Annotated in this window: 17 protein-coding genes and 1 pseudogene; 11 read left to right on the forward strand and 7 right to left on the reverse strand. The window is 34.6% G+C overall.

The window, feature by feature from the left end; all coding sequences use genetic code 11:
* The first annotated feature begins 120 nt into the window (after window positions 1-120).
* From J5Y03_RS14150 to J5Y03_RS14180, 7 genes are all read left to right on the forward strand, one after another.
* Entirely contained in the window at window positions 121-1,530 is a 1,410-nt protein-coding gene (locus J5Y03_RS14150; protein ID WP_209406643.1) for an isochorismate synthase, read from the forward strand.
* Entirely contained in the window at window positions 1,517-3,250 is a 1,734-nt protein-coding gene (menD, locus tag J5Y03_RS14155; RefSeq protein WP_209406644.1) for a 2-succinyl-5-enolpyruvyl-6-hydroxy-3-cyclohexene-1-carboxylic-acid synthase, read from the forward strand. Before J5Y03_RS14150 ends, menD begins: the two co-directional genes overlap by 14 nt.
* 18 nt (window positions 3,251-3,268) lie before the next feature.
* Window positions 3,269-4,096, forward strand: a complete 828-nt coding sequence (gene menH, locus J5Y03_RS14160; RefSeq protein ID WP_209406645.1) for a 2-succinyl-6-hydroxy-2,4-cyclohexadiene-1-carboxylate synthase — start codon at window positions 3,269-3,271, stop codon at window positions 4,094-4,096.
* A complete protein-coding gene (menB, locus tag J5Y03_RS14165; RefSeq protein WP_209406646.1) occupies window positions 4,093-4,911 on the forward strand; it encodes a 1,4-dihydroxy-2-naphthoyl-CoA synthase in 819 nt (272 codons plus the stop codon). Before menH ends, menB begins: the two co-directional genes overlap by 4 nt.
* A gap of 100 nt (window positions 4,912-5,011) precedes the next feature.
* Complete coding sequence (locus J5Y03_RS14170) at window positions 5,012-6,466, forward strand: o-succinylbenzoate--CoA ligase (RefSeq protein ID WP_209406647.1); 1,455 nt, start codon at window positions 5,012-5,014, stop codon at window positions 6,464-6,466.
* A complete protein-coding gene (gene menC, locus J5Y03_RS14175) occupies window positions 6,463-7,563 on the forward strand; it encodes an o-succinylbenzoate synthase (protein WP_209406648.1) in 1,101 nt (366 codons plus the stop codon). Before J5Y03_RS14170 ends, menC begins: the two co-directional genes overlap by 4 nt.
* A gap of 13 nt (window positions 7,564-7,576) precedes the next feature.
* Window positions 7,577-8,122, forward strand: a complete 546-nt coding sequence (locus J5Y03_RS14180) for an HD domain-containing protein (protein ID WP_209406649.1) — start codon at window positions 7,577-7,579, stop codon at window positions 8,120-8,122.
* Between the two features lie 49 nt (window positions 8,123-8,171).
* On the opposite strand, the gene cydB is transcribed toward J5Y03_RS14180, so the two are convergent.
* The 4 genes from cydB to ytzI all read right to left on the reverse strand — a co-directional run bounded on the left by cydB (window position 8,172) and on the right by ytzI (window position 11,147).
* Window positions 8,172-9,200, reverse strand: coding sequence for a cytochrome d ubiquinol oxidase subunit II (cydB, locus tag J5Y03_RS14185; RefSeq protein ID WP_209406650.1), 1,029 nt, complete (start codon window positions 9,198-9,200; stop codon window positions 8,172-8,174).
* On the reverse strand, window positions 9,190-10,533 hold the full coding sequence (locus J5Y03_RS14190) for a cytochrome ubiquinol oxidase subunit I (protein ID WP_209406651.1): 1,344 nt from the start codon (window positions 10,531-10,533) through the stop codon (window positions 9,190-9,192). The genes cydB and J5Y03_RS14190 overlap by 11 nt, the downstream gene beginning before the upstream one ends.
* 193 nt (window positions 10,534-10,726) lie before the next feature.
* Window positions 10,727-10,963, reverse strand: coding sequence for a membrane protein insertion efficiency factor YidD (yidD, locus tag J5Y03_RS14195; RefSeq protein WP_209406652.1), 237 nt, complete (start codon window positions 10,961-10,963; stop codon window positions 10,727-10,729).
* Between the two features lie 22 nt (window positions 10,964-10,985).
* On the reverse strand, window positions 10,986-11,147 hold the full coding sequence (gene ytzI, locus J5Y03_RS14200; RefSeq protein WP_245208902.1) for a YtzI protein: 162 nt from the start codon (window positions 11,145-11,147) through the stop codon (window positions 10,986-10,988).
* A 168-nt stretch (window positions 11,148-11,315) separates the two neighbouring features.
* Between ytzI and ytkD the strand changes: the two genes are divergently transcribed.
* Window positions 11,316-11,798: an RNA deprotection pyrophosphohydrolase gene (gene ytkD, locus J5Y03_RS14205; RefSeq protein WP_209406653.1), complete on the forward strand. Its 483-nt coding sequence runs from the start codon at window positions 11,316-11,318 to the stop codon at window positions 11,796-11,798.
* 104 nt (window positions 11,799-11,902) lie between these two features.
* Here the strand turns inward: ytkD and J5Y03_RS14210 are convergent.
* Window positions 11,903-12,247: pseudogene (locus J5Y03_RS14210) on the reverse strand (hypothetical protein); the annotation flags it as partial.
* A 180-nt stretch (window positions 12,248-12,427) separates the two neighbouring features.
* On the opposite strand from J5Y03_RS14210, the gene J5Y03_RS14215 reads away from it, so the two are divergent.
* Window positions 12,428-13,405, forward strand: a complete 978-nt coding sequence (locus J5Y03_RS14215) for an HD domain-containing protein (protein WP_209406654.1) — start codon at window positions 12,428-12,430, stop codon at window positions 13,403-13,405.
* 151 nt (window positions 13,406-13,556) lie between these two features.
* On the opposite strand, the gene J5Y03_RS20110 is transcribed toward J5Y03_RS14215, so the two are convergent.
* Window positions 13,557-13,922, reverse strand: a complete 366-nt coding sequence (locus tag J5Y03_RS20110) for a hypothetical protein (RefSeq protein WP_322099587.1) — start codon at window positions 13,920-13,922, stop codon at window positions 13,557-13,559.
* Between the two features lie 264 nt (window positions 13,923-14,186).
* The gene (locus J5Y03_RS14225; RefSeq protein ID WP_245208903.1) at window positions 14,187-15,332 is read right to left on the reverse strand and encodes an ROK family protein; all 1,146 of its coding nucleotides are present in this window, start codon (window positions 15,330-15,332) and stop codon (window positions 14,187-14,189) included.
* A gap of 517 nt (window positions 15,333-15,849) precedes the next feature.
* On the opposite strand from J5Y03_RS14225, the gene J5Y03_RS14230 reads away from it, so the two are divergent.
* Both J5Y03_RS14230 and J5Y03_RS14235 read left to right on the forward strand, forming a co-directional pair.
* A complete protein-coding gene (locus tag J5Y03_RS14230) occupies window positions 15,850-16,668 on the forward strand; it encodes a purine-nucleoside phosphorylase (RefSeq protein WP_209406656.1) in 819 nt (272 codons plus the stop codon).
* A 261-nt stretch (window positions 16,669-16,929) separates the two neighbouring features.
* Window positions 16,930-17,847: an EamA family transporter gene (locus J5Y03_RS14235; RefSeq protein ID WP_209406657.1), complete on the forward strand. Its 918-nt coding sequence runs from the start codon at window positions 16,930-16,932 to the stop codon at window positions 17,845-17,847.
* Window positions 17,848-17,928 lie beyond the last annotated feature (81 nt).

Raw genomic sequence — 17,928 nt, forward strand, 5'->3', positions numbered from 1 at the left:
TTATTTTATACTTAAAAAGATAGTATATCAAAGGAATTACACTAAAATTGACAGTCTACACTGTCCGTTGTATCTTAAGAATATCATGTATTTACGTTAATTTAACTAGGGGGAATCAACATGTTAAGAACAGGGCAACTTGATCAGACTGCTTTTTTTAAGCAGAAATTACAGGATGCTAGAACTTGTTCAAAACGCTATATCTCGATTGTAGAGAAAGCGATAAATATACATCCCCTAAGTGTTTACCATTTTTATAAAAAGCTGAATGTATCAGAACGATTTTATTGGTCAAATCAAGAAAATACAACAATTCTTACAGGAATTGGTTCTTTAGTTCCTTATCATCATAGTACAGAAGGACAGTATTCCGCAATAGAAAAAGAATGGGAACACTTTTGTGATGAGGTGTATCGTGAAAAAGTAGATAAATGGGGAACAGGTCCAATATTAATGGGAGGTTTTTCCTTTTTTGAAAAATATCGAAATATCGGTCATTGGGAAAAATTCGGTACAGCCCATTTTTATGTTCCAAAATTAATGTTAACAATCTCAATGGGAGAAACATATATCACAACCAATTATGAGATTACAGATTCTACTACAGAGGCTGATTTAGAAAAGCGATATGAAGAATATCATTCCTATTTAGAGGAATATGGGATGACGCAGCCAGAATTTGAAGAAAATATACTTCAGTCCAAAGAAGAATATCAACCATTAGAATGGACCCGGAGTGTCGGGCAAGCAATTGATAAAATGAAGGAAAATCAGCTTGATAAGGTTGTTTTAAATCGGACTATGCAAGCAACCTTTACAAATGATATTAATTCTACAAAAGTCATTTATTCTTTAGAAGCAACACGAAATGTAAATTATATCTTTTCTTATCAACTAGATGATCATGTATTTATTAGTGCCACACCTGAGCGATTAATACAAAAAAAAGATAATCGTGTTTATTCAATGTGCTTAGCAGGATCTGCTGGAAAAGGTTTGACCGTTGAAGAAAATGAAAAAAATGGGAAATGGTTAATCAATGACTTGAAAAATCGACATGAACATGACTTTGTCGTTAAGTATATAAAAAATACCCTGAAATCATTTTGTGAAGAATTAAATATTCCAATGTATCCAAGAATAATGGCAACAAAAAGTTTATTGCACCTTTTCACACCTGTCGAAGGGGTATTACATCAACATGTTTCATTAATTGATCTTGTAAAAGCATTACACCCAACACCAGCTCTTGGAGGGTTTCCTAAAAAAGAGGCATGCCAATTAATTGCTGAACTTGAACCGCTTGAGCGTGGTTGGTATGGCGCACCATTTGGATGGATTGATGCGAACGGAAATGGTGACTTTGCAGTTGGGATTAGAAGTGCGTTGATCAAACAAAATGAAGCGAAGTTATTTGCTGGGTGTGGAGTTGTTGAAAGTTCTAATCCAGAAGAAGAATATAAAGAAACTGGTATTAAGTTTCTTCCAATGCTAAATGCATTAGGAGGCAGTAAAAATGAGACCAAATGAAGCGTTAACGAAATATATAGGGGCATTAGTAGATGAGCTTAGTGCAGTTGGTGTAGAAAATGTAGTGATCAGTCCAGGATCACGTTCTACACCAATTTCAATGTTAGTCAACTGCAATCCTTCTTTAAATGGAAGGATTGCAGTTGATGAAAGAGGAGCTGGTTTTTTTGCACTTGGAATTGCAAAAAGCACAAAAAAACCAACTGCTCTTATTTGTACGTCTGGAACAGCGGCTTCGAACTATTATCCTGCTATTGCAGAAGCGAAAGAATCTAGAATTCCATTGATTGTCATTACAGCAGATCGACCTCACGAGTTAAGAGATGTCGGTGCACCACAAACAATGAATCAATTAGGGATGTATGGGGATTTTGTAAAGCAATTTGTCGAGTTGGCCTTACCTGAAGCAAATGAGACAATGTATCAATATGTACGAACCGTTATAAATCGCGTTTATAAAAGTACAATGACAGCTCCAAAAGGGCCTGTTCATTTAAACGTACCATTGAGAGAGCCGCTAGTTCCGAACTTTGAAATTGAAGATTTGTTTCAAGGTGGAAAGCGGTCTGAAGCAATGTATACGCATACAATTCAGACAAATGCCACTTTACCACTCCAATTTGCTAAACAATTGATAAACAAAATTTCTACTAAGCAAAAAGGTTTACTAGTGTGCGGAACTTATACAGATGAAGCAGCATTACCTAAAATTGTACAATTAGGAGAAAAGTTAGGCTTTCCTATTATTTGTGATCCACTTTCAAATGCAAGAAGTATGAAACAAATAAGTAATCATTTAATTGATTCTTATGATACGTTCCTACGATTTGAAGATGTTAGAACAGAATTAGAAGCTGATCTCATTATCCGTTTTGGGGCAATGCCAGTTTCAAAACCTTTTACACAATACGTAAAAGGTACAGCTGGGGTAGAACACTATGTCGTTGATGAAGGTGATATTTGGAGAGATCCAACACTACAAGCAAGTTCAATGATTTCATGTAGTGATACTGCCTTTTGTGAGGGCCTGTTAGAATTACTTATTGATCGAAACGTAACTACAAAAGAGTGGTTAGAAAAATGGATAGATATTAATCAACAAACAAAAGCAATATTAAAAGAAGCTGAACAATCAGAAGAGTTATTCGAAGGGAAAATTGTTCAATTACTAGAAAAGCATATGCCGGAAAGCTCCATGCTGTTTGTTGGAAATAGTATGCCAATTCGTGATGTTGATACATTTTTCTCTGTAAATGAAAAACACATTAAGATTGCTGGAAACCGTGGAGTGAATGGAATTGACGGTACAATTGCAACGGCATTTGGAATGGCGGCTAGTGGTGAAAATGTCTATTTATTAGTTGGTGATCTTACTTTTTATCATGATATGAATAGCCTAGTATTATCAAAATTACATAACTTACCAATTACCGTTATTCTAATTAATAATAATGGTGGAGGAATTTTTTCATTCTTACCTCAATCAAAAGAAGAAAAGCATTTTGAGGCATTGTTTGGTACTCCATTAGGTATTGAATTTGAATATGCGACTCGTTTATTTGGTGGGGAGCATTATAAAATTACAAACTGGGATCAGTTTATTGAATTAATGGAGCAAAACCAAAAAGGGTTACGAGTACTAGAACTTGAAACAAATCGTCAAGAAAACTATGAAATGCATCAAAAAATTTGGTCAAAGGTTAAAGAACAGCTAAATTAAGAAACAGGTGTATGAGCAGTGAAGCAAACGATAAATGGAGTAAACTATAGTTATACGGATGTAGGGACAGGTGAGCCTATATTATTGTTACATGGGTTCACAGGTTCAAAAGAAACTTGGAAAACAGCAATAAATGACTTAAGTAATCAGTATCGCGTCATTGCACTCGATTTATTAGGGCATGGAGAGACTAGTTCTCCTCTAGATGAAGGCCGATATCAAATGAAAGAGGCAGCAAATGATATTCGAGAGTTTTTAGACACACTTGAAATAAAATCAGTGCATCTCCTTGGCTATTCAATGGGAGGGAGATTGGCATTATATTTTGCACTGCATTATCCTACGTACATTACTTCTTTAATTCTCGAAAGTTGTACACCTGGATTGCCTAAAATAGAAGATCGGTTAGCAAGAAGAGAATCTGATGAAACATTAGCGACATTTATTTTGGAAAATGGTATTCCTGCTTTTGTAGAGAAATGGGAAAACGTTCCTCTATTTCAATCGCAAAAATCTCTACCAGCCAAAAGGCAAGAAGAAATCCGAAAAGGCAGATTAAAACAAGTTCCAATTGGACTTAGTAATAGTTTAAAAGGGATGGGAACAGGAGTTCAACCGTCATTATGGGAGGAGATTAATCAGATAACAGCTCCTACTCTGTTAATTTGTGGTGAGCTTGATGAAAAATTCTGTGACATAATGGAAAAAATGAAAAAAAGGATGAATTCTGCCCATTTAGAAAAAGTTTTAAATGCTGGGCATGCAATTCATGTGGAACAAGAGGGAAAATTTGTTACAATAGTAAGTGGGTTTTTGAATCATATAGAAAAGGAGCGATTTAGATGACAATTGAATGGGTTCAAGAGAGAAAATATGAAGAAATTTTATATTCTACATATAATGGAATTGCAAAAATTTCAATCAACCGTCCTCATGTACATAATGCATTTACACCAAGAACAGTTTCAGAACTAATTGATGCTTTTGCATATGCACGTGATGATGAAAAAGTTGGCGTAATTATTTTAACAGGTGAAGGTGGAAAAGCATTCTGTTCAGGCGGGGACCAAAAAGTTCGCGGCCATGGCGGATATGTTGGTGAAGACCATATTCCACGTTTAAACGTATTAGATTTACAACGCTTAATCCGTGTAATTCCAAAACCAGTTATTGCGATGGTAGCGGGTTATGCAATCGGTGGCGGTAACGTACTAAATGTTGTATGTGACTTAACGATTGCAGCAGAAAATGCTATTTTTGGCCAAACTGGACCAAATGTAGGTAGCTTTGATGCTGGTTATGGCTCAGGTTACTTAGCAAGAATCGTTGGACATAAAAAAGCTCGTGAAATTTGGTACTTATGCCGTCAATACAATGCACAAGAAGCATTAGACATGGGCTTAGTAAACAAAGTTGTACCATTAGAAGAATTAGAAACTGAAACAGTTAAATGGGCAGAAGAAATGTTAGAAAAAAGTCCAACTGCTTTACGTTTCTTAAAAGCTGCAATGAACGCAGACACTGATGGATTAGCAGGGTTACAACAACTTGCTGGTGACGCAACGTTACTTTATTACACGACAGAAGAAGCTAAAGAAGGTCGCGATGCATTCAAAGAAAAACGCAAACCAGACTTTGGCCAATTCCCTCGTTTCCCTTGATCAACAACACAACAATTTCGAAAGCTTGGTGAAATCTCATCAAGCTTTTTTGTAACGTGTAAATGTTGATAGCTAAAAGTAGGATGGAGGTCAGTATGAAATGAAGACACTACCAAATTTTCTAGTAGAACGGGTTCGTCTAACACCTAATCGAGTTGCAGTGGTTAAGCCAAATGATGAACAATGTACGTTTAAGGAACTATATGATGACGTATTCCAACATGCAGGAAGATTAAGTGCTATTGGGATATCTAAAGGCTCTCATGTAGCAGTTTTGATGTCAAATTCATATGAAATGATTGTAACAGTACATGCGTTACATCTTATTGGTGCAGTCATTATTTTGATGAATACAAGATTATCTCAACAAGAATGGGAGTACCAATTAGAAGATAGTGATACGAGCTATTTATTAACGAATCTCCGTTCAGATCGTTTCAAAAATGTCAAAGTCTATTCTTTTGAAGAACTTCAAACAGTTACACCAAACTCATTTGATATACAAAAAACAGTTCGAAGTGAAGACGTTGCAACAATGATGTACACTTCAGGCACTACAGGAGCTCCAAAAGCTGTTATCCAAACATACGGTAACCATTGGAGTAGTGCAATTGCATCCATGTTAAATTTAGGGTTTAAAGAAGACGATGCATGGTTGATCTGTTTACCGATGTTTCACGTTGGTGGACTATCAACTTTATACAAAAGTGCAATCTATGGAATGAAGGTCGTCCTTGTAGAAAAGGCAGAGGCACAATCGATTGCAAAAGCTGTACAAACACATCAAGTAACCATTTTATCAGTTGTGTCAAAAGTGCTTACTGATTTAGTCACACTTTATACAAGGAAAGAATACACTCATTCATTACGTTGCGTTTTAATAGGCGGAGGACCTGCTCCATTACCACTATTAAAAAATAGTATGGAAATCAAGTTACCTGTTTATCAAACATATGGAATGACCGAAACATGTTCACAAATTGTAACGTTAGCTCCTGAATATATGTTGTCAAAAGTCGGTTCAGCTGGTACGGCACTTTATACTTGTGAGCTTAAGGTTTTAAATCAAGATAAAATGGCAAGCCCAAATGAGATTGGTGAAATCGTCGTAAAAGGTCCAAACGTTTCAAAAGGATATTATAAGCGTGAAAGCTCAAGTTTTAACGATGGATGGTTATATACTGGGGACATGGGCTATGTTGATGAAGATGGATTTTTATTTGTGGTAGATCGCCGAAGTGATTTAATTATTTCTGGTGGGGAAAATATTTATCCAGCGGAAATAGAGGAAGTACTAGTTGCTCATAAAAATGTACTTGAGGTCGGTGTAACAGGAAAAGATGATGTGAAATGGGGAAAAGTACCGGTTGCTTTTGTTGTATTACACAAAAATACGACAGTTAGTAAGGAAGAATTACAGCAATTTTGTAAGGAAAAACTGGCGAGCTATAAAGTACCAAAAGAAATCTATTTTGTTGAAAGCCTTCCTAGAAATGCTGCTAATAAACTGCTGCGTCGAAAATTATTAGAACTACAACCTGGAGAAGAAAAATGAGAATTAAACAGGTTGAATTGAGCGTTATTGAGCAACCATTAAAAGTTCCCTTTCATACAAGTTACGGAACCTATGTGCAACGTGAGAGTATCATCATAAAAATGATTGAAGATAGTGGAGCAATAGGTTACGGTGAAGTAGTTGCATTTTCAGAGCCGTGGTATACAGAAGAAACCATTCAAACTGCACTTCATGTGCTAGACCTATTTTTAATTCCACTTATTTTAGAAAAAGACATTATTCATCCTTCTGAAGCTAGTGAATTATTTAAATGCTTCAAAGGCCACCATATGGCAAAAGCAGGTCTTGAAGGCGCTTTGTGGGATTTATATAGCAAACAACAAAACCTTTCACTAGCAAACGCATTAGGTGGCTCGTGTGATGCAATTCCTGTCGGAGTAGTTGTCAGTTTAGCAAATACAGAAAAAATGATTCAGCAAATTAAACAATATGAACAAGAAGGTTACGAGCGTTTTAAAGTAAAAGTAGATAAAAAGCGTGATTACGAGATTGTCTCAACGATTCGTGAACATTTTCCTGACATTTCATTAATGATTGATGCAAATTCAGCTTATACCATTAAGGATATCGACCAGTTAAAAAGATTAGATGAATTTAAATTATTGATGATTGAACAGCCATTTGGAGATAGAGAATTCATCGAGCATGCTGAGTTGCAAAAAGAAATGAAAACGTCTATTTGCTTAGATGAAAGTATTCATTGTATTGAAGATGTTAAGCTAGCAATTGCCCTAGGCGCATGCCGGATTATAAATGTAAAACCTGGTCGTGTAGGTGGATTAACAGAATCTCTTAAAATTCATGATCTTGCTTTGAAACATCATATTCCTCTATGGGTAGGAGGAATGATTGAAACGGGTATTTCACGAGTACAGAATATCGCTTTAGCATCATTACCTGGGTTCACCATACCAGGAGATATTTCTGCATCTTCACGCCACTTTGAAGAGGACATAATTCATCCGGATGTTCAGCTGCAAAATGGTAAAGTACTGGTTCCACAAGAAGCAGGAATCGGTGTAGAGGTTGATGAAGAGAGAATTGATCGACTGACTAAATTAAAGAGACGATATTGAGATGAGGTGACTTATGTTAAAAGAAAAAGCACGAGTGTTTGCTGAGAAGGCTCATAAAGGTCAATTTCGTAAAATTGGAAATCAAGAGATGATCGCTCATCCGATAGCAGTTGCAAAAATATTAGAAGCAGCAGGATTACCAGAAGAAGTAGTTGTAGCAGGCTACTTGCATGATACTGTTGAGGATACAAATGTATCAATCAATGATATAAAGAATGAGTTTGGTGTAGAGGTTGCAAGATTAGTTGAAGGCAATACAGAAAATAAAGAATTAACTTGGGAAGAACGCAAACAGCATACAATCGATTGGGTTGCAAAAGCTCCTTTTGAAGTGAGAGCACTTATTATAGCGGACAAGCTTGATAATTTACAATCCATGATAAAAGGATATGAAGAATTAGGTGAAGAGCTGTGGAGTTACTTTAAACGAGGATACGAACAACAAAAATGGTACTTCTCAAGTGTGTGTCATAATGTCTTTAAAGATTTAGAAAATGATAAAATTCCAGCTTATTTTTTTGAATACAAAAGGTTAGTTGATAGCTTTTTTCAAAAATAAAACCCAATCAAATCAATTTTGATTGGGTTTTCTCTTAATCTAACCTGGTTTAATGATAACCTTTAGCTTCTTTCGCATTAATTTTCTTTTTAAAGATTGTATAGCTCCATAACTGATAACCAATAACAATCGGAAGCATAATACCAGCAACCCATAACATAAGAGTTAAGTTCATTTTACTTCCTGCAGCTTGAAATAATGTGGTGCTAAATTGCTCACTAATTCGTGAAGGAAGCATGTTAGGGTACATACCTGTAAAGCCAGTAGCCATAAGGAATAATGTTGTTGTACTAATAAAAGTAAATGCCATACCAATTTTTTTACGAATGATAAAAATCATTACTAGAATAGCAGATAAAGCAGACAATGCCGGAAGTATATAGAGTACATTTTCTTTAGTAGCATTTTCTAATAATGGAGTTTGATTTGCAGTTGCAACAAAGAACATACAAAGTGTAATACTAGCAACAAGTGATGCTGGTAGTGCTACTTTTACTGCACGATCTGCAACTTCGCCCTCCGTTTTAATTTTTACCCATAAAGCACCAGCTGTTGTAAAGATCGCTACAAACAGGAAGCCACCTAAAAGTGCGTATGAATTTAGTAAAGCAAATAGCCCACCCTCTATACCATTTTTTCCAACAGGTAATCCATAGAATAAATTTGAAAAGGCAACTCCAAATAAGAATGCAACTAAGAAGCTACTTATACTAAAAGCCCATTTACAAGTATTTTGCCAAATGCGATTTTCATCTTTATGCATAAATTCAAGACCAACTGCACGAAAGAATAAGCTAAATAAAATCAACATTAATGGTACGTAAAAGTAGACAAACATATTTGCATACGTTACAGGGAAGGCTGCAAATGTAGCCCCGCCTGCAAGCACTAACCATACTTCATGACCACCCCAAAATGGACCTATAGCTTCTTGTAGTTGATTTCGTTCCTGACGATTTTTTGTAATAAAGGGGAAAATAATACCCGTACCAAGTGAAAAACCATCAAGTATAAAATAAACTGCCCAAACTAGTCCCCATAATCCGAACCAAATGATTGCTAATGTATCATGAGACATGTGTAGAACCCTCCTCAGCTGCAACTTCTAAAAGTGCTGGTCCTTTTTTTGCAAACTTCACAATTAGATAAAGTTCTCCAACTAATAGAATTGTATAAAATAATACTAAACTAATTAGAGAAAACATGATTTGTGATGAAGAAATTGGTGATACAGAATCAGCTGTTTTCATTAAGCCCCAAACAGTCCAAGGCTGGCGTCCTACTTCTGATACAATCCAACCTACGTTAATTGCTACTATTGGTAATGGAATAGACCAAATCATTGTACGAAGGAACCATTTGGCATTTAGTAATTTCCCTTTACGATACAAGAACATTCCAATCCAAGTTATTGCTAAGAAAAATAATCCTAAAACAACCATTATTCGGAAGCTATAAAAAACAAGCGGAACATTTGGGCGTTCATTTTTAGGAATATCTTTTAATCCTGTAACATGTCCATTGAAGTTACTTGTGTATAGGAATGAACCAATTTTAGGAATTGATAATGCCTCAAAATTCTTTTCTTTTCCTGGTTCTGGAATTTGAATGATATTAAACGGTAAACTGTTCGTTGAATCCCAAACTGCTTCCATAGCTGCTGCTTTTGCTGGTTGCATTTTTGCAGCATTAATTCCAGATTCATGACCAATAAAAGGTGTTGCAGTTGCAGCTAACACGGCTAGTATTAATGCAAACTTAAAAGATTTTTGAAAGAAAGCAACTTCTTTTTTTCTTAATAAATGGTATGAGCTAATTCCTAATACAAGAAATGCACCAGCAATAAATGAGCCTACAACTGTGTGAGCGAATATATGCCAAGCATATGGATTTGTAACAATCGCACCAAAGTCATTAATTTCGGCACGTCCGTTTCGAATAACATAACCAACTGGATGTTGCATAAAGCCATTTGCTGTAATGATCCAAAGTGCTGAAATGTTTGTTCCTAAAGCAACCATCCAAATACAAAATGCGCGCATTTTCGGAGATAATTTCTCTTTTGAAAACAACCATATCCCCATAAATGTAGATTCTAAGAAAAATGCAACAAATGCTTCTATAGCAAGAGGTGAGCCGAAAATATCTCCCATATATTTAGAGTATTCAGACCAGTTTGTTCCAAATTGGAACTCCATTGTTAACCCCGTTACAACACCTAGAACAAAGTTAATTGAAAAGATTTTGCCCCAAAAATCAGCCATCCTTTTATATAGTGGATTTAACGTACGGGCATATTGTGTTTCCATACAGGCAACTAAAATAACAAGTCCGAGCGTGATTGGAACAAATAGAAAGTGATAGAAAATAGTAATTGCAAATTGAAAGCGACTGAGTAATAGAACGTCCAAAAATTTCACCTCTTCATTTTATTAGAAAGATTCTTATTTAATAATTTATCTTACGCTCATTTTATGACAGTATTGTGAAGAGTTGTGCAAAGTTTTGTGAACGTTTTTTGTCTATAATTTGAACTAAATGTGTACGGATTTTATCGCAGTAAAGATAAAAAAATCCTATCTCTCAATTGAGTAGATAGGATCATTAACTATTTTTTGTAGTAGACTTAGGCTCTGGGACGGGATCTAGACCTCCAGGATGAAACGGGTGACATTTTAGGATTCGTTTTGTTGTTAAGTAACTTCCTTTTAAAGCACCATGTTTCTGTATAGCTTCTATTCCATAATGGGAACAGGTAGGGTAGAAGCGACAACTAGGAGGTTTCATAGGTGAAATCCATTTTTGATAAAAGTGTATAATTCCTAGTAAAAAACGCTTCATAAAAAGCTCCCTTTCAAAATGATTAAACGTTATCTTTGCTGTGATTAAGATGGTCAGGTATATCTTCAATTTTATCTACTTGATGTTTATAACCATACGCTTTATTTACAGTAACAGCAGAGACTGCAATGACTGCTAAAATTACAATAAGACTAATAATAAAAACGATTAAGATTGTAGACATATTTATACCCCCTAATTTCATTACCTTCATACTATCATTTTTTGTCTCCAATTTGCATCATATGTAATCTATTTAAAAGAAATTTATATGAAATTTGAAGGAGAGAGATGTACAAATTTCTATAAAATAGTACAATTAGATACAAAGTAAAATATTAGGTAGGTTTATATGCATACATTTAAAGATTATTATCATAATACAGTGGAACTTTCTTTTGATATAAACCCTTTTTCTGACGAACCGAAACATGTATGGGTGATTACGAAGTATAAAGATAAATGGTTATTAACGGAGCACAAGCGTAGAGGTTATGAATTTCCTGGTGGCAAAGTAGAAGAAGGGGAGACAGCTAAGCAGGCAGCTATTCGTGAAGTGTTTGAAGAAACGGGTGGAATTGTAAAAAATTTAACTTACGTTGGACAATATCGTGTAACGGGTAAAGATAAAATTATTATTAAGAGTATATTTTTTGCTGAAGTAGAAGAGCTTGAAAAACAAGAACATTACTTTGAAACAAAAGGTCCGGTACTATTAAGTGATTTTCCAATTCATATTAAAAAAGATCGACGTTTTAGTTTTATTATGCGCGATGAAGTTTTTGCTCTTACCTTTCAAAAATTAGGTTATTCTTTAGGTTCAAACAATGAGTAAGTGTTAAAAAAGATGCTAGTACATGTTTAACTTTTTTTACTCCAAACGAATTAGAAAATCGGTAAGACCTTTTTGGAGGTCTTACCGATTTTTTTACTAAATTTTTAAAACTGTTCATTTTTCTCCCAAGATTCAACGATATAATGTGCGAGTCTTGGGTTGTAACCTTTTCCAATTAAGTACATAATTGCAGCTAATTCAGTCATGGCGTGGGAAACAGAAGTATGCTGCGCTTCATTTAGCCCATATTGCACCCAAGGCCTAACGACTTGTAGAACTGGATTTTTTAAATATAAATAGTGAGTGCCGACAGCTTGGTGAATTTGCTGCTGAGTTGGTTCTTGTGGAATATATTGATGTTGTCTATCAAGGTATTGATATTGATGAACTTGTTGAGTTGGTTGCGTATAGTAAGGATATTGTGGGTATTGTTGTTGGTAATGGCGAGGATCATTCGGCATTTGCGAATTAGTATACATGAATTTCCTCCTTTTCTAATGCTATATACATAGTTTATTAATGGACAAAACAAGATATGTTGAAAATTACAAGAATTGTGGAATACTCAACCAATGCCATGATTATTTGTTAGAAATTAGAGGTTAGTATTTCAAGGGGGTAGATTAATTGTGAAGATAATAGATAAAATTTATGGAGAATTTATGGTAGACGGCGTTCTTGAAGAATTAATTTCCAGTGGCCCAGTACAAAGATTAAAAGGTGTTCATCAAGGTGGAGCAAATTATTTAGTTAATAAAAAATGGAATGTAACAAGATATGAACATTCAGTAGGTGTAATGCTTCTAATCCAAAAACTTGGTGGCTCTTTAGAAGAACAAATCGCAGGATTGCTTCATGACATCTCACATACAGCATTCTCGCACGTTATTGATTTTGTGCTTGAAAATAATAAAGAAGATTACCATGAAAAAATTTATCATTCTATTATTACTGAGTCTGACATTCCTTTTATCCTTAAAAAATATGGATATGATTATAAAAACATCCTATTAGATGACTCTAAATGGCATATACTTGAACAACCAGCTCCTGAGTTATGTGCTGATCGAGTAGATTATACTTTAAGAGACATGTACCAATATGGAAGTATCACTTTAGAAGAAATTAATAATTTTCTCGCAAATTTAATCATAATAGATGAAAAAATGTATCCTAAAAATATAGCAACGGCCGAATGGTTTGTAAAAACTTATTATAAAGAGGTTATTGATTTCTTTATGAATCCTCTGAATATTTACGGTAATGATCGTTTAGCAAACACGATAAAATTAGCAATAGATAAAAATGTAATTAACTTAGATACTTTACTCAAAACAGATGAAGAAGTAATGAACTTGTTACGTTTATCTGATGATAAAGATGTAAGAGACCTTTTGAATCAATTACATCCCAATGTAAATGTAAAGGAAGATAAAACCGAATATGATTTACATCGCAAGAACAAAGTAAGGCTTATTGATCCATCTGTACTAAATGAAAACAAACTAATAAGAGTTTCTAAATTGTCAGATAATGTGAAAAGGATGAACGATGAAGCAAAGGAGAAATCCGAGTACGGAATGTATGTAAAAATAATTTCAAATTAACACTCTTTATTTAACTGTTTTTATAGGCCATTTTTTAAGATTGTTGCATTAGTTTTTGTAAATTTATGACAGAAGATGATTTCCCCTCCAGGATGCTCCCTTTCCGCTGGGGAAATCATTTTTTTAACAACAATCTGATAGAAATGGGCCTTTAAAACTGCCCATTCTTTTCCCAAGATTCGACGATGTAATGTGCCAGTTGTTGGTCGTAGCCTTTTCCAATTAAGTACATGATTGCAGCTAATTCAGTCATAGCGTGGGGAATGGGATTGTGTTGAGTTTCTTGAATTCCATACTGTACCCAAGGTCTAACAATTTGTAGAACTGGATCTTTTAAATAAAGATAGTGAGTACCCACAGCCTGTTGAATTTGCTGTGGGGTGGGTTCTTGAGGGATATATTGCTGCTGGCGTAAATTAGGATGCTGAGCTTGTTGAGTGTGTTGTGTATAATTCGGATATTGTGGGTATTGCTGATTATAACGAGGATCATTCGGCATTTGCGAATTAGTATACATGAATTTCCTCCTTTTATTTGCTATATATACATTATATTAGTGGACAAAAAAAGTTGTGTTGAATTTATCAAAGGATATTAAAAGAATGAGTGAAAAAACTAAGGTGGAATTAGAGAACGGTATGTACGTGAAGATAATTTTATATTAAAATGTTGATTTTTGAACTAAAAAAAAGAGGGTGTCTCAAATTATAACTTTGAGCACCCTTTTTGCACAAAAAAATAAAGGAACGATTCTCTTACGGATTTATATCATACTTCCCACTTATAATGGCAATAACTCTTCAGTAAAATAATCTAGTACCATACATCCAGCTCCCTGAGCTACGACATTGTATGCTGCAGCCGATTTACTAATCTGGACACGATTAGTAGGATAATGCATCATTCGATTCTGTGCAGTTTCAGAGGCTACTTCGTAAAAAAGCGGTTTTGGTACTAAAGTTCCTCCAAAGATCACTATATTCGGGCGCAAAAGGAAAATTAGATTACTAAGGCCGATGCCAAAATAATAAGCGGCCTCCTTTACTACCTCTAGACAAAGAGGGTCTTCTTCCTCTAGGGCATTTAAAATATGGTGAAAATCTATATCTTCTACATCATTAACCCTCTCTTGAAGTAAAGAAACATTACCACGCTTCATCTGACGGACTACTTCGTCACGTATGGCTGGCAAACTACTATATGCTTGTAGACAACCATATGATCCGCATGAGCAGCGTCGGCCGTGTATATCCACTATAGTGTGTCCAAAAGCATCATCTATTTCTTTTTTGTTACTAATCAATCTACCTTGAAAGATTGTACCGCAACGAATTCCCATATCACTAGAAACAAAAACTAAATTATCTGTTTCTTTCCAATAGTTATTTCGGTATTCCGCTAATGCTGCCAAATTTGTTCCATTATCTAGGAATACGTGGGTATTATTTTTTTGTTTTAAATAGTCGACGATATTTAGGTCTTCCCATCCCACTGCAGGGAACAAACGAGGATTTATAATAACTCCACGTTCTTGATCAATTGGATCAAGAACGCCAATTCCAATTCCTAGCAATTTATCACTTTGAATGTTGTGTTTGAGCATTAACTCATCAACGCATTGAGAAATAAAATTTAAAGTGTATTCTCCAGTACAATATAAATCCATCTTTAATTTTTCTACGCCTATGATATCTAATTTAAGATCAAGGAGTAATACCGTGGTGTATAAACTGGTGATTTCTACTCCGATTAAATAATAAGTGTCAGGCTTGATAACATACATCAATGGTTTTCGTCCGCCACTTGATTCCCCGATTCCACTGTCGTATATAAGTCCTTCCTGTACAAGCTCGTCTAGTAAACGTGCACAGGTTACATGTTTGTATCCAGTTAGTTCAGTAAGTGTATTAACTCTAACAGGTCCCAATTTACGAACCAAGCTATATAAAAGTTTCAGGCTTTTTGTTTTCGGCGATGTTAAGCCCACAAATTGCTTTAGCATATATTCCTCCAAAATATAAATTTTATCCCACATTAACGGGCAGTAAGGCCCCCACCTCAAGATTGAGGAAGAGAAAATGAAGATAAGTGGGGGATAACTGCCCGTAAAAGCCCGATTGGTCGGGCTAACCATCAGTGGGGGATGAAGAAAACTCCCACTGATGGAAGTTTCACTTTATGGATTTTTTTATATTTTATCTGATTTATAACAAAAGAAGAAGCTATATGGTAAACTTTTTTTGTTTTTTATAAAAAGAAGTTGATTTATAAATGTTTTTAGCGATTTTAAACTTTGTTTTTTATAACTTTTTCTCAAAATGAAATTTAGTCTATTTACAATAGATAGATAATCTATTAAACTGTTTAGGAAGATTGATAGAAGAAATCAACAAAATTTTTGATTGAACAGTTTATTTAGTAGCTTATTTAAGGAGGAAATATAAATGCATAAATTACAAGATATTTTAGAGGTTAGAGATTTCATCATGAGTAAAACAGATTATCGCCCAACAATTGGGATGATCTTAGGTTCTGGTTTAGGATCTCTTGCTGATGAAATTGAAAACCCTTTCAAAATTCCTTATAGTGAGATTCCTCACTTTGCAAAATCTGAAGCAGTTGGCCATGCAAATGAATTAGTAATTGGAGAATTTAAGGGGAAAACAGTAGTGGCTATGAAAGGCCGTTTTCATTATTATGAAGGTTTTACATTAGATGAAGTAACTTTTCCAGTACGTGTAATGAAGGCACTAGGTGTAGAGAATTTAATCATTACAAATGCTTGTGGTGCTGTTAATACAAGTTTCAGCCCTGGAGATTTAATGTTAATTACTGATCATATTAATTTAGTAGGGACAAATCCATTAATTGGACCAAATAATGAAGAATTAGGAACACGTTTCCCTGATCTTTCTCAAGTATATAATCTTGATTTACGCAATATTGCTTCTAATGTAGCAAAAGAAGAAAACATTACTTTACGAGAAGGAGTATATGCTTGGTGGAGCGGACCGGCTTACGAAACTCCAGCTGAGATTCGTATGATTCGTACACTAGGAGCAGATTCTGTAGGTATGTCAACGGTACCAGAGGCAGTTGTGGCTGTTCATGGAAATATGAAAGTGCTTGGTATTTCTTGCTTAACAAATATGGCATGTGGAATATTAGATCAACCATTAAATCATGATGAAGTAATTGAAGTAGCAGCTTTAGTAAAAGAGAAATTTATTAAATTAGTAAAAGAAACAATTGGAAGAATGTAAGGTATTTTTACGCTGACTTTTTATCATCATGATAAAAAGTCAGTCGTGTTTTTAGAACAAACGGTTAATTTAATGGTCTTTTCTATAAGCTGTAACTATTAAAATGACCGTAATGTAATGGAGTATGTAACCGTAGTTCATTGTTGGTTCTGGTCCAAAAAGAATTTGATAGATAAATTAAAAATGAATCTTTACTAACCACACAGTAAAGAGCTTTTTCTTGTTTTGGTTAAACTAAAATTTTTTAAATAAGGTGGGGTAATGAAAGGATTCGTATACATCATTTTAGGAGCTTGTAGTTATGGAGTATTGTCTACGTTTGTAAAGTTAGCTTATAAAGACGGATTTATTGTTAATGATGTTGTTGGAATACAAATGTTCTTAGGGGCTCTACTGTTATGGGGAGCAGTACTTTTTAATAGTAGAAAACGTACAAACAAAAACAATTATCTAAAGCCGAACAAAAAAGAAGTGTTGCTGTTAACTGTTGTTGGATCTACAACAGGGTTAACAGGAATGTTCTACTATCTTTCACTTCAATACATTTCTGCATCATTAGCAATTGTACTTCTGTTTCAATTTACATGGATGGGAGTGTTAATAGAAGCTATTATCAATCGAAAGTTTCCAGAAAAAGGGAAATTACTTTCGTTAATTCCTTTATTTATAGGGACGCTTTTTGCTACAAATATATTTACAACTGGATTAAGCAAAGTTCATTGGCTAGGATTTTTATTTGGATTATTAGCAGCTATGTCTTATACGATCTTTATTCTTCTTAGTGGAAAGGTTGCTGTTCAAGTAAATCCTGTTACCAAAACAGCACTTATGGTTTCTGGTGGGTTTACGATTTGTGCACTCATCTTACCGCCTACGTTCTTTACTGATGGAAAACTACTAATTGAAATAGCCCTGAAATATGGCATTCCATTAGCTTTTTTAGGTCCATTTCTTTCAACCTTACTGTTTTCAAAAGGTGTTCCACTAGTAGGACCCGGTTTAGCATCTATTTTGGGAGCAATGGAACTTCCTACAGCAGTATTAATGTCAGCGGTTGTATTAAAAGAACATATAGGTGCTTCTCAATATTTGGGTATCATTCTAATCTTGTTAGGTATATCACTTCCTAAATTGCTAAAAAGGAAATTTAAAGAAACTAGTTTAGAAAGTAATAACTAATAAAAGTGAGTATACCTGTTCTCTAAAAAAAGTTTTCTGCCAATTTAATATAAGTAGTTTGATCAGTAGATAAAAGAAAAC

The organism is Gottfriedia endophytica (assembly GCF_017814275.1).
Lineage (GTDB): Bacteria > Bacillota > Bacilli > Bacillales > Bacillaceae_G > Gottfriedia > Gottfriedia endophytica.

Coding starts and splice junctions, on each gene's coding strand:
- J5Y03_RS14150 (WP_209406643.1), top strand. CDS start 121: ATGTTAAGAACAGGGCAACTTGATCAGACTGCTTTTTTTAAGCAGAAA.
- menD (WP_209406644.1), top strand. CDS start 1,517: ATGAGACCAAATGAAGCGTTAACGAAATATATAGGGGCATTAGTAGAT.
- menB (WP_209406646.1), top strand. CDS start 4,093: ATGACAATTGAATGGGTTCAAGAGAGAAAATATGAAGAAATTTTATAT.
- J5Y03_RS14170 (WP_209406647.1), top strand. CDS start 5,012: ATGAAGACACTACCAAATTTTCTAGTAGAACGGGTTCGTCTAACACCT.
- menC (WP_209406648.1), top strand. CDS start 6,463: ATGAGAATTAAACAGGTTGAATTGAGCGTTATTGAGCAACCATTAAAA.
- J5Y03_RS14180 (WP_209406649.1), top strand. CDS start 7,577: ATGTTAAAAGAAAAAGCACGAGTGTTTGCTGAGAAGGCTCATAAAGGT.
- cydB (WP_209406650.1), bottom strand. CDS start 9,200: ATGTCTCATGATACATTAGCAATCATTTGGTTCGGATTATGGGGACTA.
- yidD (WP_209406652.1), bottom strand. CDS start 10,963: ATGAAGCGTTTTTTACTAGGAATTATACACTTTTATCAAAAATGGATT.
- ytzI (WP_245208902.1), bottom strand. CDS start 11,147: ATGTCTACAATCTTAATCGTTTTTATTATTAGTCTTATTGTAATTTTA.
- ytkD (WP_209406653.1), top strand. CDS start 11,316: ATGCATACATTTAAAGATTATTATCATAATACAGTGGAACTTTCTTTT.
- J5Y03_RS20110 (WP_322099587.1), bottom strand. CDS start 13,922: ATGTATACTAATTCGCAAATGCCGAATGATCCTCGTTATAATCAGCAA.
- J5Y03_RS14230 (WP_209406656.1), top strand. CDS start 15,850: ATGCATAAATTACAAGATATTTTAGAGGTTAGAGATTTCATCATGAGT.
- J5Y03_RS14235 (WP_209406657.1), top strand. CDS start 16,930: ATGAAAGGATTCGTATACATCATTTTAGGAGCTTGTAGTTATGGAGTA.